This is a genomic window from Amycolatopsis sp. NPDC114504, from assembly GCF_055633595.1.
This window is the reverse complement of sequence record NZ_JBVKDU010000001.1, coordinates 1,305,249-1,326,560: the sequence shown is the minus strand read 5'-3', so window position 1 is coordinate 1,326,560 and position 21,312 is coordinate 1,305,249. Positions and strand designations below refer to the sequence as shown.

Genomic DNA, 21,312 nt, shown 5'->3' with positions numbered 1-21,312 from the left:
TGAACGCCAAGGACCGTCCCGTCACTGCGAGAGGGACGCTCGCAGCCGGCCGATGATTCGCAGGATCTCCGCGCGGTGCTTGGCCGATTTCATCCATTCCGGAAGCCGGGCCAACATAGTCATCCCGGGACGTTCGCCGCGCTCGCGGAGCCGGGCACCGACGTATCCCTCCAAGATGTCCAGGTGGCGTTCGTTGAACGCCCACAGGGTATGGTTTCCGCAGCAATCCGCTCGCAGCCACAGCGGTTGACGGAAGTACGGATCAACCGGACTGCCCCAGCACGAGCTCGCGTGCTTGACTTCACCGGGCCAGTTCCTGACGTGGCCACAGGCGCGGCACGCCAGCCGGCGAGGCCATCGGATCGAGTAGGGGCTACGAGGTTGCCCTTCAAGCCACGGCACCACCTCGGCGCGGGCCTGGCAGTCCGGACATACCACCTGAATCGTGTTCTCCGCCAGGGCATACAGCGATACACCGGGATCGGCAAATCGCATTGGCACCGTCGACGGGTTGGCGTTCATACCGCAATTGTGCCCACCGACTGCGTCTTCACGCACGCCAATTTCCCGTACGTGCGCAGCAACGCACGCTGCGGCGGCCACCCTCGGGAAGCGTCGCATCAGCGTGCGAGATCGGCCCGCCGGGCAACTTGCCGAGCCAACGGGAGGCGGCTGCGGGACGCAGGCCAGCGCGCCCGCTCATCGGCATGTGCGGACGCAACGTGCGACCAGCGGCATGACAGGGCGTTCGGGGAGAGCGGCTCGGTGCGACATGATGGTTCGGTGTTGGTTCATGTGGAGAGTCTCAGCCGGCCTTCGGATGACACCACGCTGGTCGAGGTGCGAACCTCGGTCGGGACCGTGACAGCCCGATGGTGCGGAGGTCCCGAGGCAGCACCAGGGGTGCATCATTGCGCACAGGTCGAGATCGAGGAATCGTGCCTGTCCCAGACGGAGCGTGGAGTCGTCTTCCGTGGCCGGCTGGGGGTTGTCGGAACTACGTGGGCGCAGGCGTTGACGCACTTGGAGCTGGCCGACGCGGTGATCGATCTCGGCCATATCGCTGCCCTGCCTGACGGCATGGCCGGCTCATGGGTTGAGCTCTACATCGCACCCGAGAAGATCAAGGTGTACCCCTTCCTGGTCTGACTTGCCGTCGCCGCGATTTGTTCGCTCATCGGCATGAGCGGACATAGCAGCAGCAAGCGGTCAGCGGCATGCGCAGCACCTTCCGGCTCAAGCATGATGGTCGCGAAGGCGTGTGCGCTGGCCGCGGTGTACGTCTGTGAGGGAAAGCCCCGCGGTCTGAGGCGGCGTCGCCGCATGTCGGCGTCGGCCGGGACGGCCGCGGATGAGCGCTCGACGGATGTCGACCGTCGTCCCGACTTGACGGCCCGGTGAGCGCTGGTCGCGACTACGGTGTCGCGCAGGATGCCCGCGATTTCTGGAGCGCGACCGAGTAGCTCCATGTACCGGCCGATGACGACCGATCAGCGGCATGAGCGGATCGGCGGCCATGGCGGCCGACGTGTGGAGAACCACGGACGGCCGAAGGCGTCCTACTCCTGTATCGACGGGCGGGTCGGCCGGGTTCCCGTCCACCCGGGAGCGCGCGGCTCCCCGGTGGACGGACGCCGGCGGCGCGTCCACCGGGCGACCAGCTCGCCCAGGCGTTCCTCGGCCCGGCGGCGGTCGCGTTCGCCCTGGTGGGTGGCGGCCCACAGCTGTCCGGTCTGGCTGATCGGGATCATGACGGCTCCTCCGGTCGTGGGGTGGTTCCGCCAGGACGACGCCGCGCTTCGCCCGGATCGACAGATCGCCGGAAAACTTTTCGAGGACCTGTCGATTCCGGGCCGCGGCGGCGTCGGGTGGGTGAGAAGCTGCACCAGACGACCAGGAGGAGCCTTGCGGTACATGCTGATGATCTGCGATGACGGCGCGGAGTTGTCCAGCCCGCCGGAGATCGACGCCAAGCCCGAGTTCGTTGCCTGGCTGCGCGACGTCGAATCGCGGCGCGCCCGCCGGGCCGGGACGCTGCTGCGCCCACCCGCCGAAGCCGTGACCGTGCGGGTGCGCGACGGGCGGCGGCTGACGTCGGACGGCCCGTTCGCCGAGACGAAGGAGTGGATCGCCGGTTGCGAGGTCGTCGAGTGCGGCGACCTCGACGAAGCCATCGCGATCGCGTCCGCGCACCCCGCCGCCGGGCGGTTCCCCATCGAGATCCGGCCGTTCGGGGAGGACTGAACGATGAAGTTCCTGATGTGGGTGTGCGTCGACCCCGAGCTCGTCGGCACCGCCGAAGACCACCCGGACGACTGGGTCGCCGAAGCCGGCGCCCGCCGGCTCGAAGGCAGCCAGCTGAGGTCGGTCGCCGACGCGACGACGCTGTGGCCGCGGGACGGCGGCACGTTCGTCTCCGACGGCCCGTTCGCCGAGACGAAGGAGCAGATCGCCGGCTACGACATCCTCGACTGCGCCGACCTCGCCGAAGCGATCGACATCGCGGCGGCGCACCCGGTGGCGAAGTTCGGTGCCATCGAGCTGCGCCCGGTGTGGGAGTGACGGACACCGTCCGCGCGGCGGTCGACGAGGCCTTCCGCGGCGAGTGGGGCCGCGTCGTCGCCACCCTGATCCGGGTCACCGGCGACTGGGACCTGGCCGAGGAGTGCGCGCAGGAAGCGTTCGCCAAGGCCCTGGACACCTGGCCCCGGGACGGCGTGCCGCGCCGTCCCGGGGCGTGGCTCACGACGACCGCCCGCCACCGGGCGCTGGACAAGCTGCGTCGCGGCGCCGCCGAGGCGAACCGGCTGCGGGACGTCGCGGTCACGGCGTCCGGGGGCGACGACGCGCCGCCGGAGCCGGACGACGTCCCGGACGACCGGCTGCGGCTGATGTTCACCTGCTGCCACCCGGCTCTGCCGCTGGAGGCGCAGGTGGCGCTGACGCTGCGGACGCTCGCCGGCCTGACCACCCCGGAGATCGCCCGCGCGTTCCTGGTGCCGGAAGCCACGATGGCGCAGCGGATCGTGCGTGCCAAGCGGAAGATCCGCAACGCCCGCATCCCGTACCGCGTCCCGCCGGCCGACCTGCTGCCCGAGCGGACGGCGGGTGTACTGGGCGTGCTTTACCTGCTGTTCAACGAAGGCTATTCGGCCAGCGCGGGCGCCGACCTGGTCCGCCGGGCCCTGACGGCAGAGGCGATCCGGCTCACGCGCGTCGTCGTCCGGTTGCTGCCGACCGCACCGGAAGCGAGCGGGCTGCTGGCCCTGATGCTGTTCCACGATGCCCGCCACGCGACTCGCACCGACGACGTGGGGGACCTGGTCACCCTGGCCGAGCAGGACCGCACCCGCTGGGACCGCGCGGTGATCGACGAGGGTGTGAGCGTCCTGGACACCGCGCTGGCCCTCGGCCGGCCGGGCCCGTACCAAGTCCAAGCGGCGATCGCCGCGTGCCACGCGACGGCGTCCCGCGCCGAGGACACGGACTGGGCGCGGATCGCCCGGCTGTACGAGCTGGTGGCGAAGCTGAGCCCGTCCCCGGTGGTCGAGCTGAACCGGGCGGTGGCGGTGGCGATGGCCGACGGCCCGGCGGCGGGCCTGGCGCTGACCGACGACCTCGCGGCCGGGGGCCTCTTGGCGGGCTACCACCTGCTCTCCGCGACCCGCGCGGACTTCCTGCGTCGTCTCGGCCGGCTCGGAGACGCGGCGGCGGCGTACCGGGAGGCACGGGAACTGGCGCCCACGGAAGCGGAACGGCGGTACCTCACCCGCCGGATCGAAGAACTGGATCCGTGACGCGGCGGGTGACGGCGGCGTGGCGAGCCGAGCCCGGATCGGACCCGACGGCGACACTTGGAAGCCGGCCCAGCTCTCCTATAACAAAGCTCGGCACCGGCGCGTCTTCCGACGGGCTGCCAAGAGGGTCGCGAGGCCGTCGTCTGCTCGCCGTCGGCCGGCAGTGGGTGATGACAGGCCGGGATCAGCGGCCAGGGCCGCGCGGGGCCGGGGTCGAGCTGAACTGGCCCTGCCAGCTCGCCTGGGCTCCGGAGTCGCCGATGCGGTAGATGTCGTAAACGGCCGCGCCCGCGGCCGCGACCGCCAGGACCGACAGCACCACCGTCACGGCGCTCGACGCCGGGGCCAGGAACGTGCGGCGGCCGGTGGTGTCCGCGGCTGGGGTCCGCAGGCTTTCCCGCCGGCGCCACCAGACCAGGAGTGCGAGCACGGCCACCGGGATCGCGACCCACAGCGCGGTGTCGCCCAGTTCGGTGTGGGTTCGCACGAGCGGGGTCGAGGCGACACGGCGCTCCAGCCATTCGCCGGCGTCGGTCGTGATCGGGACGAGGATCACGACGATGACCGACAGGATCGCGTTCGGCCCGGCGAGCTTGCCGCGTGCGGCGGGCCAGAGCGCGCTGAGCACCAGCAGCAGGGCGGACAGCGGGAGCAGGACGACGATCGCGTGCACGAGCAGCACGTGGGCGGGCAGGCCGTTGACGGTGGTCATGGTGTCCTTTGTGGAGGGTGCGTGGATCGGGGACGTGGTGCGCTCAAGGAGCACGGGCGAGAGAGGCGACGCGGTAACCCGGTGCGCGCGTCGACACCCACTCGGCAATGTCCGCGCCGCCACGGGCGAACGCGGCCGTGGCCAAGACGTCGGACCACAGCAGGGACGGGCCGGTGATGGTCACGGCGAGCAGTTCGCGCGGGTGAAGGCCGGTGTGCGGGTCGACGATGTGTGGGCCGCGCGCGGCCGACCCGGACGTCGCGACGCTGCCGGACCGGAGATCGAGAATCGCCAGGAAAGCGCTCTTGTCGGTGGGGTCTTCGACGGCGACTCGCCACGGTGGGGCACTTGTGACGCCGACCCGGCCGGTGAGGTCGCCGCCGACGTTGAGGTAGTGGTCGAACGCGCGCAGGCCCGCCAGGTGAGCGGCGGCGCGCTCGGCCGCCCAGCCCTTCACCAGCCCGGACGGGTCGAAACCGCCGGGCAGGTCCGCGTCGAAGTAGCCGTCCGTCAGGTCCCGTGCTTCTTCGCAGAGCGCCACGACTTCGGTGAGCCAGGGGTGCCACTCCTTTCGCGGAAGGTCACCTCGGCGGAGCGCGCTGACCTGGCTGTCGGACCGGTAGGTGCTGAACAGCTCGTCGGCGCTGCGCAGGTGCCCGAACACTGCCGACACCGCCGGCTCGATCGCGGGGTCGGAGTCGATGCGCGGGCCGCGCAGGTGGAGGCTGGCCTCCGTCCCCATGACCGGCCGGGTCCAGGACCGCCGGTGCCGGTGCGTGGTGGTCACCCGTGGGCCTGGTCGATCGCCGACTGCAGCGACTGCTGGTAGCCCTCGGAGGTGTAGGTGGCGCCGCTGACCGTGTCGATCCGGGCGCTTTGGGCCTGCAGTGTCTCCTGGTTCAGCGCCGGTACGGCTTCGGAGTTGATCCGGACGTCGCGGCCGCTTTCCTGCGGGTAATCGATGGCCTGGGCTCCGGTGATCTTGCCGCCCGCGACCGTGATCTGCACCTGGACCGGGCCGTAGCGGGTGTCGGCGGCCTCTCCGGTGAACGTCCCGGCGCCTCCGGACGGAGCAGCCGACGACGTACCGGAGGCGGGTGGGCTGGTCGTACGGGACGGCTGGGTGCCGCCGAGCGGCCGTCCGGCGGCGACCGGGGCCTGGTCGGTGCTGGTGCGGTAGCTGAACAGCAGCACGACGACGGACACGGTCGCGGCGAGGGTGATGGCGATCCTGCGCATCGGAAGTCCTTTCCTACCAGGCGAACCGCTCGGCGTGGACGCGGTCGGCGGGGACGCCGGCGGCGCGTGCGCTGTCGAGCACGGCGGCGGTCCAGGCGTCGGGGCCGCACACGTAGACGTCGTGGTCGGCGATGTCGGGCACGAGGTGGCGCAGCACCTGCTCGTCGGGCACCGGGGCGTACCCGGCGGGCAGCCACGACGCGCGGTCGCGGGAGCGCCGGCCGAGCAGGTAGTGGATCCGGATCCCGCGGCGGGCGGCGAGGTCTTCCAGCTCCCGGCGGAACAGCAGGTCCGCGGGGCGGCCGGCGCGCTGGAACAGCACGGCGTCCCCCGGTTGGTAGGGGAGTTCGTCCAGCAGCGCGCGCAGGGGCGTGATCCCGATCCCGGAGGCGAACAGCGCGAGCTTCCGTCCTTTTCGGACGGTTCCGGTCAGGCGGCCGTACGGCCCTTCGAACAGCGCGGGCGTGCCGGGGCGCAGGGTGGCGAGCCGGCGGCTGCCCTCGCCGAGGTCCTTCGCGGTGATCCGCAGCCGGTGCCCGTCCGGGGCGGCCGAGAGCGAGAACGGTTTTCCGCGGGTCCAGCCCGGTCCGGAGGCGAACCGCCAGACGAAGAACTGGCCCGCCGCCACGGGTAGGCGGTCGAGGTCGCGGCCGCGCAGGTACACCGAGACGACGCCGCGGCCTTCGGGCACGACCTGCTCGACGACCAGGCGGTGCCGGAGGTTGAGCCACACCGGCAGCCCGACGCGGAACACGAGCGCGGCGCCCGCGGCCGAGGCGTAGGCGGACCACCAGAACGCGGTGGCGACCGGGGAGGCGGTGAAGTCGGCGCCGGTCCACAGCTGGTGCGGCAGGGCGAGCCCGGCGCCGAGGTAGGCGTAGAGGTGCAGCAGGTGCCAGGACTCGTAGCGCAGCCGCCGCCGGGCCGCGCGCACCGACGTCACGGCGACCATGACCAGGGCGGCCGTGCCGGCGGTCGCCAGGAGCATGCCCGGGTAGGTCGTCACCAGCGCCCACGCCTCGGCCAGGACGCCGGAGCGGTCAGTCGCGGCGTAGCCGAGGGTGATGAGCACGAGGTGCGCGGCGAGCAGCGTGATCGAGGTGAACCCGACGAGCCGGTGCCGCCGGGCCAGCTCGTCCTGGCCGTAGCTGCGCTCGACCCAGGGGATACGCGCCATCAGCAGCACCTGCAGCAGCAGGAGGTCCGCCGACAGCAGCCCGGTCAGCCGCCCGGTCGAGGTGAAGAAGTCGGTGCCGAGGCCCTGCAGGCCGCGGCCGGACACCCAGAGCGCGACCACGAACAGGACGCTCAGCCAGGCCGTCAGGCCCGCGGCGTCCCGCCACCACAGGCGGACGGCGGGCCGGGCCACCGGGCGGGCGGCGAGAGTGGCGGACATCGGGCTCCTCGGGTGATCGCTACGGAACCCACCCTTCCCGAGCCCGGTTAGCCGTCGACGTGACCAGGGTGAGAGTTCGGTAAGAGAAGATCCGCTCCGACCGTGAACCCGACCACCGCGCCACCGCCGGGGCGCGGCTCGGCGAACACGGTGCCGCCGTGGGCGAGGGCGATGTCCCGCACGATGGCCAGGCCGAGGCCGGAGCCGGGCAGGCCGCGGGCGCCGTCCGCGCGGTGGAAGCGGTCGAACACGCGGACCGCGTCGTCGTCGCCGATGCCCGGGCCGCGGTCGAGCACCTGCACGCGCCCGTCGCGGACGACGACCTCGATCGGGCCGTCGGGCGCGAACTTGACGGCGTTCTCCAGGAGGTTCGAGACGGCGCGTTCCAGCGCTTTCGCCTGGCCGCGCACTGTCGACGCGTCCGCCTCGACGGTGAGGGCGCGCCCCGACCGGCGCCGGACACGGTCGGCCGCGCGTTCGACGGTCTCGCCCAGCTCCACCGGCGCCGGTTCTTCGGCTTCATAGCGGCGGGTGGCCAGTTCGACGAGCTCGTCGATGAGGTGGGTCAGCTCGCGGGCTTCGCCGTCGACGTCGTCGAGCAGACGCGTGCGCGACTCGGGGCTGAGCTCGGAGAACCGGCGCAGGACGCTGGCGTTGGTGCGCAGGCTGGTCAGCGGGGTCCGCAGTTCATGGGCGGCGTCCTGGACCAGGCGGTCCTGGTCGGCGCGGGCGTCGGCGAGCCGGGCGAGCATCCGGTCGAACGACGTCGCGAGCCTGCCGACCTCGTCGCGGCCGTCGGTGGGCACCGCGACGTCGTCGAGGCGGCCGTCGCTGACCTGCTCGGTGACGTCGGTCAGCCGGACCAGCCGCCGGGTGATCTGCCGTGCCAGCAGCCAGCCGGCCAGGGCCGCGCCGAGCAGGACCAGGGCGCTCACGCCGGTGATGCGGGTGGCCAGTTCGCCGAGCACGTGCCGGGACTCGTCGACGTCGAGGGCGAGCTGGACGGCACCGCGGCCGGGCCCGAGCGCCACGGTGATCACCCGGTAGTCGTCGCGGCCGGCGGTGAAGTCCCAGTAGCGGTGGTCGCCGAGCGAGCCGGTCGCGGCGAGCGCGCGGTCGGCGTCGGCGACGTCGAGGTGGACCGGGCGGCCGCCGATCGGGCGGACGGTACCGTCCGGGGTGATCGACTGGGCGACCATGGGCTGGGCTTCGTCGTGGTCGTCGTCATCGGGGCCGCGGGTGACCGGGCTCGGGGCCAGGACCTGCGTCGCGCCGGCCGCGACCTCCGCCGACGTCGTGAGCAGGGAGCGGTCGAGCTCGGCGTCGATCCGCTGGGAGGCGGCCTGGTAGCTGAGCACGCCGACGAGGATCGCCGCGGCCGCGCCGACGCCGGCGAACGCGATGGCGAGCTTGCTGCGCAGGTTCATGCCGGGCGCACCGAGTAGCCGATGCCGCGGACGGTGTGGATCAGGTCCGCCGCGCCGGCCTGCTCCAGCTTGCGCCGGAGGTAGCCGATGTAGACGGCGAGGTTCTTGGAGTCGGAGCCGAACTCGTAGCCCCAGATGCGCTGGTAGATCGTGCTGCGGTCGAGGACGATCCCGGCGTTGCGCACGAGCAGTTCCAGCAGGTCGAACTCGGTCTTGGAGAGGGTGATCTCGGTGCCCTGCCACCACACCCGCCGGGCGGCCGGGTCGACGGCGAGCTCGCCGAGCCGCAGGGTGCGCCGGGCCTCCGGTTCGGGTGCGGTGCGGCGCAGCAGGGCTCGCAGCCGGGCGAGGAGTTCGTCGAGCTCGAACGGCTTGGGCAGGTAGTCGTCGGCCCCGGCGTCGAGGCCGGCCACGCGGTCGGGGGTTTCGACGCGGGCGGTGAGCATGAGGATCGGGGTGGGGTCGCCTTCGGCGCGCAGCACGCGGCAGACGCCGAGGCCGTCGACGCCGGGCATCATGACGTCGAGGATCAGCACGTCGAAGTCGTCGCGCCGGGCCGTGGCCAGTGCGTCGACGCCGTCGGTCACTTCGGTGACGTGGTAGCCCTCGAGGTCGAGGGCCCGGACGAGCGACTCGCGGATGGCGCGGTCGTCGTCGGCGAGCAGGACGCGGTGCGGCATGGCCGCTATGATGCCCGGGCGTGGGCTGCCCGTCCTGTCGGGTTTTCGTTGTGCCAGCGGAGGGTTAGCGGCCGGTAAAGCGCGGTGTCATGGCGGCCCCGATTCCGTCGAGTCGTCCGCGTCCGGCAGACGGGCGAGCCGGCGGCCTTCGACCCGGTCGAGGCTGATCCGCAGCAGCCGACCGCGCGGTGGGGGAGCCCACGAGCGCGGGCCGGCACCCAGCTGGGCGGACACGGTCTCGACATCGGTCGTGAGGGTGGCTGTCCCGCTGACGATCACGCTCCAGCCCGGGGTGAGGCGAGCAACGCGCGGCCGTGGGCCGAGCCCAGCGGGGCCAGATCAGGGACGCTCATCGGTCTCGGCCCGGTATTTCAGCTTCGCCAGCCGCGTGGCCGCGAAGAGCGCTGCTACGGCGATCGCGCCCAGTGTCGTCAGGAGGCGGTTCACGTCGATCGCCGGCTCCCATGCGGCGCAGTCTCACCGCCAGGTCCACGCGAGCGGCAGAGCCGACGGTCCCACCCGGTGGTGACCGAGGACCCCGGTGCCGGGGGCGTTCGCCAGCGGTGGTGGCACCCCCGGCGCGATTTGCTGGGCTCGTCACGCATTCAGCGACTCCGGAGGCCGCCATGGCGTACCCTCCCCGCTGGCCGAGCTCGGGCTGAACACCGGCAAGAATCGCAACGGCACAGCGTTCTTCCTGCCCTACACCGTCCATCCGAGGTCTCTCTTCGGTTCAGGATGCGCTCGCGGTGACGGGGCGGCGAGGTTTTCCCGGTGTTCGGCTTGCTTGTAACGAAATCGCTTCCGCGACCGAGCTACTGGTCACGGTCCGACATTTCGGGTGCCCGAGCCGGGGGCCGTTCCGCAGATCTTTCTTTGAAAGGAGATGGAGCGATGGCATGGACGGGGTCCAGGATGCGAGCCGTGTTTCTCGACTTCTTGGAGCGGGCCGGCTGGTCGGCCGGGCAGGTGTTCGTCGCAACCCTTCTCGCCGGTGGCGCCCCGGTCGCGGGCCTGCCGTGGAAGTATGCCGTCACGCTCGGCATCAGCGCGGCGGTGGCATCCGTCGTCCTCACGGCGCTGCAGTACCTCCTTAGAATCGCCAGTCCGGGCTTCTGGCCGGACCTGCTGCTGCGTCTTGTGAAGACGTTCTTGGGGTCGTTCGCCGGATCGTTCGCGGCCGGAGTATTCGACATCACCAAGTTCGACTGGGGTACCGCATTCAACGTCGCGTTCCTCGCCGCCCTCGCGGTGCTCGGCAAGGGCCTGCTCGCCCGCGAGCACCCCGCACCGCCACCGCCACCTCAGCCGGCGCCCCCAACGGCACCCGCAACAGCGCCTCCAGTCGTGCCGACCAGTCCGTCCACCTTGCCCAGTCAAACGTACGAGGAGGCAGTCGGAGGTTCCTGACCGCGCGACAGCCGGCCGCGCGATCGCCAGAAGGCTGTGGCCGGGAACCTCGTTTCCCAGCCGTAGTCCTCCGAGTTCGCCCGCAGGTATTCGGCGGCGAGGCCGCTGACCAGCTCGGAGTAGTCCTCGTAGTCCTCGCCGCGAGCATCGAGCAGAGTGTCGGCTGCTGCCTTCGCCGTCTGCAACGCGGACGTCACGCCGCTCGAGGACAGTGGGTCCATGGCCAGCGCCGCGTCGTCGACCGCCAGCCAGCCCGGCCCGGCGCAGGGACGCAAGTGGTGCCCGGCCGCGGAAAGGACCCGGAGCTCCGCCGCCGCGGTCCCGGTGGCGAGGTGCCGGGCGTACGTGGTCGCCGCCAGCGCCGTGGACCACCCGTCCGGCGTGGCCAGCCGGTGCCGGGAGGCGATCGGTGCGTCGGTGAAGCAGGCCACGAGTCGTCGTTCGCCAGGCAATCCTGGCCGACCGGCCCGTGGCATCCACGATTGCCCCTGCTCTCGCCGGAATTCCGGCGTCGATGCGGAACCCGCCCGGAGCCCGCACGACCCGGCGAACCACGGCCCGCGTCGTGACCACTCCCGCCTCGGCCGCGGAGGTAGCCGGCATCCGGTCGAACCGAGCCCGGTCGACGTGCCAGCCGGTGATCCGAGGTTGGCGAACTCGTCCCAGACACCCAGTTCGCGCACCAGCGGATTGACGGTGGGTGGCAGGGTTTCGCCCATGCGCACCTGGCCGTAATCGGACTTCTCGTACAGCGTCACCCGCACGCCACGGCGTGCCAGCCGGAGTGCCGTCGCCGTGCCGGCCGGGCCGCCGGCCGAGGTCGCCGCGACTATGGCCTACCTCGCGTTCGAAGCTTCGTTCACCGGCTGGCGCAACCGCCTCCGCCACCCGAAACGCCACTTCGCTGTCAACTCCAAGATCCGCCGCCGGATTACCTACCCAACGTTGCTTGATACGGCTCCCCCGTTACGGTTTTCGCGGAGAACCGCGCGCTGCTGGGCGCGGATTGGCGGCCCCACGGCGTCGACGCCAATCGCAAGGCCATCGATGCCTTCCCGCGCTACTACCACGAGCAGGGGTTGTCCCGGCGGGCACTGGCGACGCATTGTCGACGGATTGTCGACGGCCGGTGTCACGGTGGTCCCGTCACTAAAGGCGGGAACCAGGGGAGAGTCCGATGTCCGGCAAAGTCCTACGTGCCTTCGCGGTCGTGGCGGTCGCCGCGGCCGGTGTCGCCTTCGCCGCGGCTCCGGCCGCCGGCGGTGTCGCGAACGCCACCTTCGCGCACGCCCACAACGCGTCCACGTTCACGAACTGGTCCGGATACGCGCTCGCCGGGACCTACACCGCCGTGACCGGGCACTGGACCGTGCCGACGGTCTCCGGTTCCGGAAACCACTACTCGTCGCAGTGGGTCGGCATCGACGGGTTCGCCAATTCGAACCTGATACAAACCGGTACCGCGGCCTACGTCGAGAACGGCAGGGCGACCTACCACGCGTGGTGGGAGATCCTCCCGGCCGCCGAATCCACGCTTCCGCTGACGATCCACGGCGGCGACGCGATGACCGCCACGCTGACCAAGAGCCACACCAGCACCGCCTGGCGCATCACGCTCACCGACGACACCACCGGTGAAGCCTTCCGCGGCGCCCTCGACTACGCCGGGCCGGACGCGTCGGTGGAGTGGATCGAGGAAACGCCCACGGTCAACGGTGCCGTGGGTCCGCCGCCGCAGTTCACGACGTTCAGCTTCACCGGAGCCACGGCCAACGGCGTCAATCCCGGCCTCACCGCGAACGACAAGATCAAGCTGGTGCAGAACGGCGTCACCTACTCGACGCCCTCCGATCCCTCCGGCGGCAACTCGTTCTCGGTCTCCTACACCGGGCCGTGACACCCGGCCAACGCCTCAACGGCCCCGACAACCCCGGACACGCTGTTCCAGCGGAACAACTTGGTGGGCGCCTACCAGGCGGCGGGCGCTTTGGGGCGGGCGATCCCGCTGTGCATTGGCGTAACACTGTTGCTGGCTGCTACGACTTGTGTTGGTCGACGTCGGTAAGTGTGTTGGATCTGGGGAAGAGCTGTCTCTGCTCGCGGTTGGTGGAAGTCCGTGGGTGAGTCAGGAATTTCGTGGCGGCCTTCACATCGGCATGTTTGTACGCTGGGACGATGGAGGCGGAACTGGCTCGCGAGCTGGAGCGGGTGGGGGCGGTCGCACTGCGGGCGACGGCGTGCGGCATGGCCTGGGTGCTTGCGCTGGTGGTCCTCCTGATCTCGTACAGCAGCGGCAGCGACATCTTGTCGCTCGTTGCGTTTGTGGTGATCGCGGCGTCGGTGTGCTTCACGCCGGGGGCGGTGCTGTGGTGGATGCGCTACGAGTCGGTCCGGCGCACCGGCTGGCGAGCCGTGACGGTCCAGGCGGTGATCGTGAGCGAACCGGCAGGGTGCCTCGCCGTCGCCCTCGCCGCGGTCCCCGGGCCCTCGGGGGATCCCGAGCGGAAGCTCGACTACGTCGTTCGGTACCGCGACGGCGAAGGTGCTCGGCTGCGGGGTGGAGCCAGCTTGTGGCACCGCCCTCCGCTGTTGGCGTTCGATCGCGCGCAGCCTGGGTGGGTCGGTGGCACGGGCCGCTCGTGCGTCGTCCTGTTCGCCGGCGGGGGCTGGGGTCCCCGCCGGCCGCGTGCTGTGCCCGCGACGTTCCTCGCCGACCTCCCGGCGCGCCCGCAGTAGCCAGGCGGGGCCACTGTGATCAGGGATGGGCGGAGTTCCGGTTCGCGGGCGGCGGGGGATGGGTCGCGCCGCTGTTGTCGGAGCGAGGAGACGTAGGCCGGTGATGTGGAGCCCGGTCAGCGTCGGCAGGTGTGAATCGAACTGAAGCCGCCATCGTGCGGTCGTTGCGGATCCGGCCTGCGGTGGCATCGAACATCCGCTCGTCGGCATGAGCGCGCATCCCCGTTCGATGCCTCAGTCGGAGATGGCGAGCACGTGCTTGCCCAGCACGCCGCCGCGTTCGAAGGCCTCGTGCGCGGTGGCGATGTCGGCCAGCGGGTACACGCGGTGCACCGCCGGGCGGAGCGCGCCGGCCGTGACGTGGTCGGCCAGCTCGTCCAGTGCGGCGGAACCGGGGTTGGCGCTGAACGTGCGGATGCGCCGGGAGCCGTGGATGCTCGACGCCGCGATCGCGGCCAGGGCGGGAGCCGAGAGCCCGACGGTGACCATCCGGCCGCCCTTGGCCAGCCTGCCGCGGTAGCAGTGCAGCTCGGTGCCGACCGTGTCGACGATGACGTCGAACGGCCCGATCTCCGCCGAGGTGGTGGTGCCGTAGTCGAGGACCTCGTCGGCTCCCAGCTCACGCAGGACCGCGGCGTGGCGGTCGCGGGCCAGCGCGGTGACGTGGCCACCCATCGCGTGGGCCAGCTGCACCGCGGCGGTGCCCACGCCACCGGCCGCGCCGCGGACCAGGACCCGCTCGCCCTCGGTCAGCCGGACACTGTCGCGCAGTGCGAGCAGCGCGGTGCTGCCCGTGACGACCAGTGATGCCGCCTCGACCGCCGAAACACCCACCGGTGCGGAGCTGATGCGGTCGGCGGGAACCACGACGTACTCGGCCGCTCCGGCGACGGTGTGCCGTTTCCGGGGGTGCACCATGCCCCACACCCGGTCCCCGGCCTGGTAGCTCTCGACGTCGGAGCCGGTCGCGACGACGACACCGGCGAAGTCCAGGCCGACCCCGATCGGGAACGTCCGGCCCGACACCATCTTCAGCCCACCGGCGCGGACGATCGTGTCGTGTCCGTTGACGCTGGACGCCTCGACCGACACCAGGACCTCGCCGGCGCCGGGGGAGGGGCGGTCGGTTTCGGTGACTCGCAGGACGTCCGGTGCTCCGAAGCTGGTGATCTGTGCGGCCTTCATGTGGTGTTTCCTCCCGTGATCGGCTGGTGTGCCACCGATCCTGGGGTGTGCCCGCGGAATCACGGTCGTTCGCGTTGTCCTGGGTCTGCCGGACCCACCTTCGCCGGGCGCGTCCCGGGCATACTGGGCCGGTGACCGATGACCCTCGCCGCGCGCTGGCCGAGTTCCTGCGGACCCGGCGAACCCGGGTGCGGCCGCAGGACGTCGGTTTGGAGCCGGGCCCCCGGCGGCGTGTGGCCGGGCTGCGCCGCGAGGAGCTGGCCCTGCTGGCCGGGGTGAGCTCGGACTACTACCAGCGCATGGAGCAGGGGCGTGACGTGCGGCCGTCCGACCAGGTCCTCGACGCCATCGCCGGGGCGCTGGGCTTCTCCGCCGAGGAGACCCGGCACCTGCACAGCCTCGCCGTCGCCGCGCGCACCCCGAACCGGCCCGCGCAGGCGTATGCGCCGGAGGAGGTGCCGGCGACCACGCTGCGGCTGCTGGCCGCGACGACCTCGCCCGCCCTGGTCGTCGGGCGCTTCCTGGACGTGCTGGCCTGGAACCCGCTGGCCGGTGCGTTGCTGGGCGCGTTCACCGAGCTGCCGCGGGCCGAACGGAACCTGCTGGCGATGTTGCTGCACCCCGAGGCCGACCAGGCCTGCCCGGAACGGTCGGGCACGGTCGCCGAGCTGACGGCCATGCTGCGGACGCAGGTCGCCACCGAGCCGGGGCACCCGCGCGCGGTGGAGCTGGTGGGTGAGCTGGCGGTGCGCAGTGCGGAGTTCGCGGCGCTGTGGGCCCGCCACGACGTCGAGGACACGACCCGCGGCCGGATGCGCGTCGATCACCCGCTGGTCGGAGAGCTGAACCTGGACTGGGACGCCTACCCGATGCCGGGCGCGCCCGGGCCCGTGCTCATCGTCTACACCGCCGAGCCGGGCAGCCCGGACGACGAACGACTTCGGCGGCTGGCGGGCACGCTCGATCCGGCCACCCGGCCGGCGGTCCACGTCGGATCCGGATCGCCCGCGGCATCGGACGCACACCGTTCCCAGGGTGGCTGACGCACTGCGGTCGGCATCGGCGCGCCTGGTGGTCCGCCTCGGATTGGTGGCCGGTGTGCTCGTCGCGAAGAGATCGTGCCGGTCCGTTCCTGTCCTGCCCGCGGTCCGGGGCCAGGTGGGTGGTCTCCACCGAAGCGTCCTTTGAGGACAGAGACCGACCGCCGGCAGGTGACGTGGCTCAGGCGGGCAGCGGTACGTCACCCTCGGTCTGCGCGGCGAGCAGGCACGAAATGCTCTCCGACACCACCCAGCGTGCACGACGGCGTCGCTGAGTGTGCTAAGACTGGCTTCTAGCAAAGGGGCCACCGTGCACCAGCTCAGTCTCGGCGTCATCGCGCGTTCACGGAAAGAGAACGAACGGCGGTTGCCGATCCACCCCCATCACCTGGACCGGATCGACGCCGATCTCCGGAAGAGGATCTACCTCGAACACGGCTACGGCGAACCCTTCGGCGTGCCCGACGAACGCCTGGCGGCCGCCGTCGCGGGGCTGCGCACGCGCGAGGAGCTGATCGCCGGGTGCGACGTCATCCTGCTCGCCAAGCCGCTTCGGGAGGACGTCGCCGAGCTGCGGCCCGGCCAGGTGCTGTGGGGCTGGCCGCACTGCGTGCAGGACACGGAGCTGACCCAGCAGGCCATCGACCGGAAGCTGACGGTCATCGCCTTCGAGGCGATGAACCATTGGCGGCGCGACGGCTCGTTCGGCCTGCACGTCTTCCACAAGAACAACGAACTGGCCGGCTACTGCTCGGTGCTGCACGCCCTGCAGCTGATCGGCTCGACCGGCGACTACGGCCGCCGCCTGCGGGCCGTGGTGATCGGCTTCGGCGCGACGGCGCGCGGTTCGGTGACCGCGCTGAACGCCCACGGGATCCACGACGTCGACGTCCTCACCGCGCGCGGCCTCAGCGCGGTCGGCTCACCGATCCACTCGGCGACGATGGTGCACATCGACCACGACGCGAACAACCCGGGAGATCTCCGCCGCAGCCACGCGATCACCGGCAACGGCCGGGTACCGCTGGCCGGGTTCCTCGCCGAGCACGACATCGTCGTCAACTGCGTGCTGCAGGACACCGGCGCGCCGCTGACGTTCCTCATCGAGGAAGATCTCGCCGCCTTCGCCCCGGGGAGCCTCATCGTCGACGTCTCCTGCGACGAAGGCATGGGCTTCAGCTGGGCCCGGCCCACGACGTTCGCCCGGCCGACCGTCCCGATCGGCGACGGCGTCACCTACTACGCCGTCGACCACAGCCCGTCCTACCTGTGGAACTCGGCGACCTGGGAGATCAGCGAGGCACTGCTGCCCCACCTGCGGACAGTCCTTTCCGGACAGTCCGCATGGGACGAGAACGAAACCGTGCGGCGGGCCGGGGAAATTCGGGACGGCACGATCCGGAACCCGGCGATCCTGTCCTTCCAGCACCGTTCACCGGAATACCCGCACCACCGGGCCGGAACCCCAGGTGTCCTGAGTGGACATACCTCGGCGGGGTGAAGCGGCCGTGATCGACTACGCCGACCGGGCCGTCCACGACCGCGGACACTCGCTCGCCGGCCGGCAGGCCGAAACCCGTCGCGCAACCGGCGGAACCGTACGAGGGCCTCGGCCGTGACCGAGCCTGCCTTCACGGAACAGAGTAGTCCGGCTACGCTCGGTTCGACCTCGGCAGCGCGAGCAAGGGAGATGATCGTGGCATCGGAGGCAGGAGCCGGCCCGAACACGCCGGTCGGGGTCGATCCGGGCCGGGCCAGCATTGCCCGCATGTACGACTTCGTGCTCGGGGGGAAAGACCACTACCAGGTCGACCGGGACGAGCTGGCGCGGCTGCGGCAGGTCATGCCCGAGGTCGCCGACCTGGCGCTGGAGAACCGGCGGTACCTCATCCGGGTGTGCCGGTTCCTCGCCGAACGGGCCGGGATCGATCAGTACCTCGACTGCGGGTCGGGGCTGCCGACGACGGAGAACGTGCACCAGGTCGTCCAGCGCGTCGACAAGCAGGCCAAGGTCGTCTACGTCGACAACGACCCGGTCGTGGTCGCGCACGGCCAAGCGCTGCTGGTGGAGAACGACCGGACCCGGTTCGTGGCCGGCGACATCTTCGAACCGAAGACGATCCTGCAGGACGACGTCGTGCGGGAGCACCTCGACTGGTCGCGCCCGATCGCCCTGATGTTCGTCGCCACGCTGCACCACTACAAGGGCGACCGGCACCGACCGGCCGAAATCATGCGGGAGTACGTCGAGGCGCTCCCGTCGGGTTCCTATGTCGCCATTTCGCACCTGTTCGACCCGGGCGAAGGCGGCGATCACGACACGATAGCGGCCTTCGAGGAAGCCATCGCTCGTGGCTCGCTCGGCGGCGCCACCGCGCGCACCGAGGCGGAGATCGAGGAGCTGCTGCCCGGGCTGGTGCCGGTGGAGCCGGGGGTTGCGCTGCTGGCGAACTGGTGGTCGGACGGGCCGAACCTGAAACCGCTCAACTCCGCCCAGCGGCTCATCGCCGGTGTCGTGGCACGCAAACCCTGACGGTCGACCCGAACCGTTCCCGCGGGTGACGGCGCCGGCCTGATGCCTGCCGCCGGCGCCGGCTCGCGGAAATCGGCTGGTTCATTCCCGGGTGTCGAGGACGACACGGAACCGGGCGTCGCCGGACATCATCCGCTCGTAGGCCTTCGGTGCCTCGGACAGCGGCATGATCTCGTTGCGGCTGCGGATTCCGCGGTCGTGGGCCAGCCGGAGACTGTCCTCGTTTTCGATCGAGGAACCGGTGAGCGCACCGGTCACCGAACGCGTTCCGAAGATCAGGTCGGGGGTGCGGACCTCGATCGGGTCGGGGGCCGCGCCGACGACGAGCAGCTGCCCGCGAGTACCGAGCCCGGCCACGAGCGAGGACATCGACGCGCCGCTGGACGCCGTCGCGACGATCGCCGCCGCTCCGCCCAGCCTGGTCAGCTCCTGGCCGGGATCGGTCGCGGTGCTGTCGAGGTACTCGTCGGCGCCGAGTTCGGCGGCCAGTTCGGCTTTGCCGGTGCCGCGGGCGATCGCCGCGACGCGGTAGCCGAGCGTCTTGGCGTACTGGATGCCGAGGTGGCCGAGGCCGCCGATGCCTTGCACCGCTACCAGCGAGCCCGGCCGGGCGTCGGCGGTGAGCAGCGCGCGGTACACGGTGAGCCCGGCGCACAGCAGCGGTGCCACGTCGAGCGGCTGCGCGCCGGCGGGGATGCGGACCAGGCCGGTGGCGCGGGCGTAGGCGACTTCGGCGTAGCCGCCGTCGGTGGTGGTGCCGGTCCAGGGCTGGTCGGTGCAGTTGACGAAGTCGCCGCGGCGGCAGTTGTCGCACTGCCCGCAGTGGCCGTTGAGGTAGCCCACGCCGACGTGGTCACCGGTGGCCCAGGCCGTCACGCCCGGGCCGACGGCCTCGATCACGCCGACGATCTCGTGGCCGGGCACGACCGGCGCCGACGGGTCGGCACGCAGGCCTTCGACGGCGAGGGTGTCGCTGTGGCAGACCCCGCAGGCCTCGACGCGCAGGCGCACCTCGCCGGGCAGCGGGTCGCGGATTTCGCGCTCGATCAGGGCGAACTGGCGTGTCCCGGTCACTTCGAACGCACGGTAGGACATCACGGGGCTCCGATCAGGGGGTGGACCTGGCGGTCGAGATCGCGCAGGACGTGCAGGAAGGCTTCGGAGAAGGTCGGGAACGGCTGGACGACGTCGAGCAGCACGGCCAGCGGGACGCGGGCGCGGATCGCGAGGGTGGCCTGCTGCAGCCACTCGCCGGCCTCGGGGCCGGCGGCGTACGCGCCGGTCAGCCGTTCGCCGTCGGAGACGACGGTGAGGAAGCCGGGACGTGTGTCGTAGGCGCGGGTGTAGGTCGAGGTGCGCGGGACGCCGGACAGCTGCACGGTCGCGGTGAAGGCGCCTTCGGCGGCGCCGACGGCCGCGGCCTGCGGGTCGGTGAACACCACGCGGGGGATCGCGTCGTAGTTCACGGAAGCGGGCCGGCCGAGGATGTTCGCGGCCACGACCCGGCCCTGGTACTCGCCGACGTGGGTCAGGTTCCACTGCCCGGTGACGTCGCCGACGGCCCACAGGCCCTCGCCCGCGTTCATGCGGTCGTCGACCGGGATCCCGTGTGGGTTCGCCTCGACGCCGACGGTCTCCAGCCCGATGCCTTCGACGCGGGGACGTCGTCCGGTGGCGACGAGGAGCCGCTCGGCGCGCGCCTGCGTGCCGTCGGGGAAGTCGAGCACGTACTCGTCGCCGTCGAGCCGGGCCGCGCTCGCGTGCTGCCCGAGGTGCAGGGCGATGCCGTCCGCGCGCAGTGCTTCTCCGACGGCTTCGCCGAGTGCCCGGGGTTCGCGGGGGAGGACGTGGTCGGCGCCGTCGACGAGCGTGACGTCGGCGCCGAGGCGGGCGAACGCCTGGGACAGCTCGACTCCCGTCGGCCCGGCCCCGAGGACGAGGAGCCGGCGGGGGACTTCGGTGGCGCCGGTGGCTTCCCGGTTCGTCCACAGCCCGGGCAGGTCGCGCAGACCGGGCACCGGCGGGATGACCGGCGCGGAGCCGGTCGCGACGACGATGTGGTCGGCGGTGTACTCCTTTCCGCCGACGGCGACGGTGTGCGGCCCGGCGAGCTTGCCTTCGCCGCGCAGCACCTCGATGCCGGTGTCGCGGGCCCACTTCTCGGCGCCCGCGTCGTCGTAGGACGACACCATGAAGTCACGCCAGGCGAACGCCGCGGCGGCGTCGGCCTGACCGGTGACCGCCTCGCGGGCACCCGGGACGTCGCGGGCGGCGGCGAGTGCTTCGCCGGGCCGCAGCAGGGTTTTGGACGGGATGCACGCCCAGTAGGAGCATTCGCCGCCGAGCAGCTCCCGCTCGACGACGGCGACCCGCAGGCCGCCCGCGGCGATCGCGGCCGCGGTGTGTTCACCCGGTGCGCCACCGCCGAGGACGATGGCGTCGAAATCGCGTTGAGCCATGATTCCTTCTTTCGAAGAGCTGGCCTTCATGTCGAGGATCCGGTGCGCGGGTCGCCCCGCGCACCGCCGGATGGGCTCAGGCGTCCTGGTGCCGGGCCATGTACTCGGCGTACCAGACCGGCCATTGCTCGTCGTATTCCCCGGTTTCCTTCTCGTGCTCGCCGTGCGCGGCGGCAGCCTCACGCAGCGCCGTCTCGAGCTTCTGCGTCGAGTCGTAGGTCACGCCGTCGACGCGGCCGGGGAAGCGGGTGGTGATCTCCTGCAGCAGCCAGGTGTTGCCGTCGGGGTCGCTGAACGACGCGAACGAGGAGTAGGTGCCGCGGTCGGGGTGGATGCCCGGGGCGAACGCGCCGGTGTCGTCGCGGTGGAAGACCTCGCTGACCTCGACGCCGTGGCCGGCGAGCTCCTTGCGGGCCGCTTCGACGTCGTCGACGACGAGGTAGGTGCTGCGGACCGAGCCCGGAGTGGCGTCGGTGATGCCGGTGCCGAAGTGGACCGAGGTGGCGGATCCCGGCGGGGTGAGCTGCACGATCCGGGAGGTGCCGAAGGCGATGTCGGCGTCTTCGCGCCAGCCGAGGGTCTTGTAGAAGTGCTTGGTCCGGTCGACGTCGGTGACGGGCAGGACCACGACTTCGAGCTTCATGTCCATGATCGGAACTCCTTCTTCGTGGGGCGGCGGGTTTCGCCGCTGCCACCAC

23 protein-coding genes are annotated in these 21,312 nt (G+C 71.6%); 10 read left to right on the top strand and 13 right to left on the bottom strand.

What is annotated here, in order from left to right; all coding sequences use genetic code 11:
* Positions 1 to 21 precede the first annotated feature (21 nt).
* The gene (locus ACZ7PG_RS06180) at positions 22 to 522 is read right to left on the bottom strand and encodes a TFIIB-type zinc ribbon-containing protein (protein ID WP_470238016.1); all 501 of its coding nucleotides are present in this window, start codon (positions 520 to 522) and stop codon (positions 22 to 24) included.
* 261 nt (positions 523 to 783) lie between these two features.
* On the opposite strand from ACZ7PG_RS06180, the gene ACZ7PG_RS06175 reads away from it, so the two are divergent.
* The gene (locus ACZ7PG_RS06175) at positions 784 to 1,149 is read left to right on the top strand and encodes a hypothetical protein (protein ID WP_470238015.1); all 366 of its coding nucleotides are present in this window, start codon (positions 784 to 786) and stop codon (positions 1,147 to 1,149) included.
* A gap of 410 nt (positions 1,150 to 1,559) precedes the next feature.
* Here the strand turns inward: ACZ7PG_RS06175 and ACZ7PG_RS06170 are convergent, their stop codons facing one another.
* A complete protein-coding gene (locus tag ACZ7PG_RS06170) occupies positions 1,560 to 1,751 on the bottom strand; it encodes a hypothetical protein (RefSeq protein WP_470238014.1) in 192 nt (63 codons plus the stop codon).
* 163 nt (positions 1,752 to 1,914) lie between these two features.
* Between ACZ7PG_RS06170 and ACZ7PG_RS06165 the strand changes: the two genes are divergently transcribed.
* From ACZ7PG_RS06165 to ACZ7PG_RS06155, 3 genes are read left to right on the top strand one after another with little or no spacing between them, the layout of a single operon-like run.
* Entirely contained in the window at positions 1,915 to 2,244 is a 330-nt protein-coding gene (locus ACZ7PG_RS06165; RefSeq protein WP_470238998.1) for a YciI family protein, read from the top strand.
* 3 nt (positions 2,245 to 2,247) lie between these two features.
* Positions 2,248 to 2,562 carry a YciI family protein gene (locus ACZ7PG_RS06160; RefSeq protein ID WP_400890301.1) on the top strand — a complete coding sequence of 105 codons (315 nt, stop codon included), beginning with the start codon at positions 2,248 to 2,250 and terminating at the stop codon, positions 2,560 to 2,562.
* Positions 2,559 to 3,797: an RNA polymerase sigma factor gene (locus ACZ7PG_RS06155; RefSeq protein WP_470238013.1), complete on the top strand. Its 1,239-nt coding sequence runs from the start codon at positions 2,559 to 2,561 to the stop codon at positions 3,795 to 3,797. Before ACZ7PG_RS06160 ends, ACZ7PG_RS06155 begins: the two co-directional genes overlap by 4 nt.
* Positions 3,798 to 3,981: 184 nt before the next feature.
* On the opposite strand, the gene ACZ7PG_RS06150 is transcribed toward ACZ7PG_RS06155, so the two are convergent.
* The 6 genes from ACZ7PG_RS06150 to ACZ7PG_RS06125 are packed head-to-tail and all read right to left on the bottom strand — an operon-like array spanning position 3,982 to position 9,251.
* On the bottom strand, positions 3,982 to 4,509 hold the full coding sequence (locus tag ACZ7PG_RS06150; protein ID WP_470238012.1) for a DUF2231 domain-containing protein: 528 nt from the start codon (positions 4,507 to 4,509) through the stop codon (positions 3,982 to 3,984).
* Between the two features lie 43 nt (positions 4,510 to 4,552).
* Positions 4,553 to 5,296 carry an FAD:protein FMN transferase gene (locus ACZ7PG_RS06145; RefSeq protein ID WP_470238011.1) on the bottom strand — a complete coding sequence of 248 codons (744 nt, stop codon included), beginning with the start codon at positions 5,294 to 5,296 and terminating at the stop codon, positions 4,553 to 4,555.
* The gene (locus tag ACZ7PG_RS06140) at positions 5,293 to 5,748 is read right to left on the bottom strand and encodes an FMN-binding protein (RefSeq protein WP_470238010.1); all 456 of its coding nucleotides are present in this window, start codon (positions 5,746 to 5,748) and stop codon (positions 5,293 to 5,295) included. Before ACZ7PG_RS06140 ends, ACZ7PG_RS06145 begins: the two co-directional genes overlap by 4 nt.
* A 13-nt stretch (positions 5,749 to 5,761) precedes the next feature.
* The gene (locus ACZ7PG_RS06135; RefSeq protein WP_470238009.1) at positions 5,762 to 7,144 is read right to left on the bottom strand and encodes a ferredoxin reductase family protein; all 1,383 of its coding nucleotides are present in this window, start codon (positions 7,142 to 7,144) and stop codon (positions 5,762 to 5,764) included.
* Between the two features lie 47 nt (positions 7,145 to 7,191).
* Positions 7,192 to 8,571 carry a HAMP domain-containing sensor histidine kinase gene (locus ACZ7PG_RS06130; protein WP_470238008.1) on the bottom strand — a complete coding sequence of 460 codons (1,380 nt, stop codon included), beginning with the start codon at positions 8,569 to 8,571 and terminating at the stop codon, positions 7,192 to 7,194.
* Positions 8,568 to 9,251, bottom strand: a complete 684-nt coding sequence (locus ACZ7PG_RS06125) for a response regulator transcription factor (protein WP_470238007.1) — start codon at positions 9,249 to 9,251, stop codon at positions 8,568 to 8,570. The genes ACZ7PG_RS06130 and ACZ7PG_RS06125 overlap by 4 nt, the downstream gene beginning before the upstream one ends.
* A gap of 924 nt (positions 9,252 to 10,175) precedes the next feature.
* On the opposite strand from ACZ7PG_RS06125, the gene ACZ7PG_RS06120 reads away from it, so the two are divergent.
* Positions 10,176 to 10,661: a hypothetical protein gene (locus ACZ7PG_RS06120; protein WP_470238006.1), complete on the top strand. Its 486-nt coding sequence runs from the start codon at positions 10,176 to 10,178 to the stop codon at positions 10,659 to 10,661.
* On the opposite strand, the gene ACZ7PG_RS06115 is transcribed toward ACZ7PG_RS06120, so the two are convergent.
* Positions 10,628 to 11,092 carry an NAD(P)/FAD-dependent oxidoreductase gene (locus tag ACZ7PG_RS06115; RefSeq protein ID WP_470238005.1) on the bottom strand — a complete coding sequence of 155 codons (465 nt, stop codon included), beginning with the start codon at positions 11,090 to 11,092 and terminating at the stop codon, positions 10,628 to 10,630. The genes ACZ7PG_RS06120 and ACZ7PG_RS06115 overlap by 34 nt on opposite strands.
* 746 nt (positions 11,093 to 11,838) lie before the next feature.
* Between ACZ7PG_RS06115 and ACZ7PG_RS06110 the strand changes: the two genes are divergently transcribed.
* Positions 11,839 to 12,558: a G1 family glutamic endopeptidase gene (locus tag ACZ7PG_RS06110; RefSeq protein ID WP_470238004.1), complete on the top strand. Its 720-nt coding sequence runs from the start codon at positions 11,839 to 11,841 to the stop codon at positions 12,556 to 12,558.
* 278 nt (positions 12,559 to 12,836) lie between these two features.
* Positions 12,837 to 13,397: a hypothetical protein gene (locus tag ACZ7PG_RS06105; protein WP_470238003.1), complete on the top strand. Its 561-nt coding sequence runs from the start codon at positions 12,837 to 12,839 to the stop codon at positions 13,395 to 13,397.
* A 234-nt stretch (positions 13,398 to 13,631) separates the two neighbouring features.
* On the opposite strand, the gene ACZ7PG_RS06100 is transcribed toward ACZ7PG_RS06105, so the two are convergent.
* Positions 13,632 to 14,582 carry an NADP-dependent oxidoreductase gene (locus ACZ7PG_RS06100; protein ID WP_470238002.1) on the bottom strand — a complete coding sequence of 317 codons (951 nt, stop codon included), beginning with the start codon at positions 14,580 to 14,582 and terminating at the stop codon, positions 13,632 to 13,634.
* A 131-nt stretch (positions 14,583 to 14,713) separates the two neighbouring features.
* Between ACZ7PG_RS06100 and ACZ7PG_RS06095 the strand changes: the two genes are divergently transcribed.
* The 3 genes from ACZ7PG_RS06095 to ACZ7PG_RS06085 all read left to right on the top strand — a co-directional run bounded on the left by ACZ7PG_RS06095 (position 14,714) and on the right by ACZ7PG_RS06085 (position 18,155).
* Positions 14,714 to 15,625 carry a helix-turn-helix transcriptional regulator gene (locus tag ACZ7PG_RS06095; RefSeq protein WP_470238001.1) on the top strand — a complete coding sequence of 304 codons (912 nt, stop codon included), beginning with the start codon at positions 14,714 to 14,716 and terminating at the stop codon, positions 15,623 to 15,625.
* 307 nt (positions 15,626 to 15,932) lie between these two features.
* The gene (locus tag ACZ7PG_RS06090) at positions 15,933 to 17,123 is read left to right on the top strand and encodes a N(5)-(carboxyethyl)ornithine synthase (RefSeq protein ID WP_470238000.1); all 1,191 of its coding nucleotides are present in this window, start codon (positions 15,933 to 15,935) and stop codon (positions 17,121 to 17,123) included.
* A 189-nt stretch (positions 17,124 to 17,312) separates the two neighbouring features.
* Positions 17,313 to 18,155 carry an SAM-dependent methyltransferase gene (locus tag ACZ7PG_RS06085; protein WP_470237999.1) on the top strand — a complete coding sequence of 281 codons (843 nt, stop codon included), beginning with the start codon at positions 17,313 to 17,315 and terminating at the stop codon, positions 18,153 to 18,155.
* 81 nt (positions 18,156 to 18,236) lie between these two features.
* On the opposite strand, the gene ACZ7PG_RS06080 is transcribed toward ACZ7PG_RS06085, so the two are convergent.
* The 3 genes from ACZ7PG_RS06080 to ACZ7PG_RS06070 all read right to left on the bottom strand — a co-directional run bounded on the left by ACZ7PG_RS06080 (position 18,237) and on the right by ACZ7PG_RS06070 (position 21,263).
* Complete coding sequence (locus ACZ7PG_RS06080; RefSeq protein ID WP_470237998.1) at positions 18,237 to 19,229, bottom strand: alcohol dehydrogenase catalytic domain-containing protein; 993 nt, start codon at positions 19,227 to 19,229, stop codon at positions 18,237 to 18,239.
* Positions 19,230 to 19,249: 20 nt separating this feature from the next.
* A complete protein-coding gene (locus ACZ7PG_RS06075) occupies positions 19,250 to 20,614 on the bottom strand; it encodes a dihydrolipoyl dehydrogenase family protein (RefSeq protein WP_470237997.1) in 1,365 nt (454 codons plus the stop codon).
* Between the two features lie 76 nt (positions 20,615 to 20,690).
* On the bottom strand, positions 20,691 to 21,263 hold the full coding sequence (locus ACZ7PG_RS06070) for a VOC family protein (protein WP_470237996.1): 573 nt from the start codon (positions 21,261 to 21,263) through the stop codon (positions 20,691 to 20,693).
* Positions 21,264 to 21,312: the final 49 nt, after the last annotated feature.

Bases quoted from the DNA above. Each gene is read 5' to 3' on its own strand.
- ACZ7PG_RS06180 (WP_470238016.1), bottom strand. From the start codon at position 522: ATGAACGCCAACCCGTCGACGGTGCCAATGCGATTTGCCGATCCCGGT.
- ACZ7PG_RS06170 (WP_470238014.1), bottom strand. From the start codon at position 1,751: ATGATCCCGATCAGCCAGACCGGACAGCTGTGGGCCGCCACCCACCAG.
- ACZ7PG_RS06165 (WP_470238998.1), top strand. From the start codon at position 1,915: ATGCTGATGATCTGCGATGACGGCGCGGAGTTGTCCAGCCCGCCGGAG.
- ACZ7PG_RS06160 (WP_400890301.1), top strand. From the start codon at position 2,248: ATGAAGTTCCTGATGTGGGTGTGCGTCGACCCCGAGCTCGTCGGCACC.
- ACZ7PG_RS06150 (WP_470238012.1), bottom strand. From the start codon at position 4,509: ATGACCACCGTCAACGGCCTGCCCGCCCACGTGCTGCTCGTGCACGCG.
- ACZ7PG_RS06140 (WP_470238010.1), bottom strand. From the start codon at position 5,748: ATGCGCAGGATCGCCATCACCCTCGCCGCGACCGTGTCCGTCGTCGTG.
- ACZ7PG_RS06135 (WP_470238009.1), bottom strand. From the start codon at position 7,144: ATGTCCGCCACTCTCGCCGCCCGCCCGGTGGCCCGGCCCGCCGTCCGC.
- ACZ7PG_RS06130 (WP_470238008.1), bottom strand. From the start codon at position 8,571: ATGAACCTGCGCAGCAAGCTCGCCATCGCGTTCGCCGGCGTCGGCGCG.
- ACZ7PG_RS06125 (WP_470238007.1), bottom strand. From the start codon at position 9,251: ATGCCGCACCGCGTCCTGCTCGCCGACGACGACCGCGCCATCCGCGAG.
- ACZ7PG_RS06110 (WP_470238004.1), top strand. From the start codon at position 11,839: ATGTCCGGCAAAGTCCTACGTGCCTTCGCGGTCGTGGCGGTCGCCGCG.
- ACZ7PG_RS06105 (WP_470238003.1), top strand. From the start codon at position 12,837: ATGGAGGCGGAACTGGCTCGCGAGCTGGAGCGGGTGGGGGCGGTCGCA.
- ACZ7PG_RS06100 (WP_470238002.1), bottom strand. From the start codon at position 14,582: ATGAAGGCCGCACAGATCACCAGCTTCGGAGCACCGGACGTCCTGCGA.
- ACZ7PG_RS06085 (WP_470237999.1), top strand. From the start codon at position 17,313: ATGATCGTGGCATCGGAGGCAGGAGCCGGCCCGAACACGCCGGTCGGG.
- ACZ7PG_RS06075 (WP_470237997.1), bottom strand. From the start codon at position 20,614: ATGGCTCAACGCGATTTCGACGCCATCGTCCTCGGCGGTGGCGCACCG.
- ACZ7PG_RS06070 (WP_470237996.1), bottom strand. From the start codon at position 21,263: ATGGACATGAAGCTCGAAGTCGTGGTCCTGCCCGTCACCGACGTCGAC.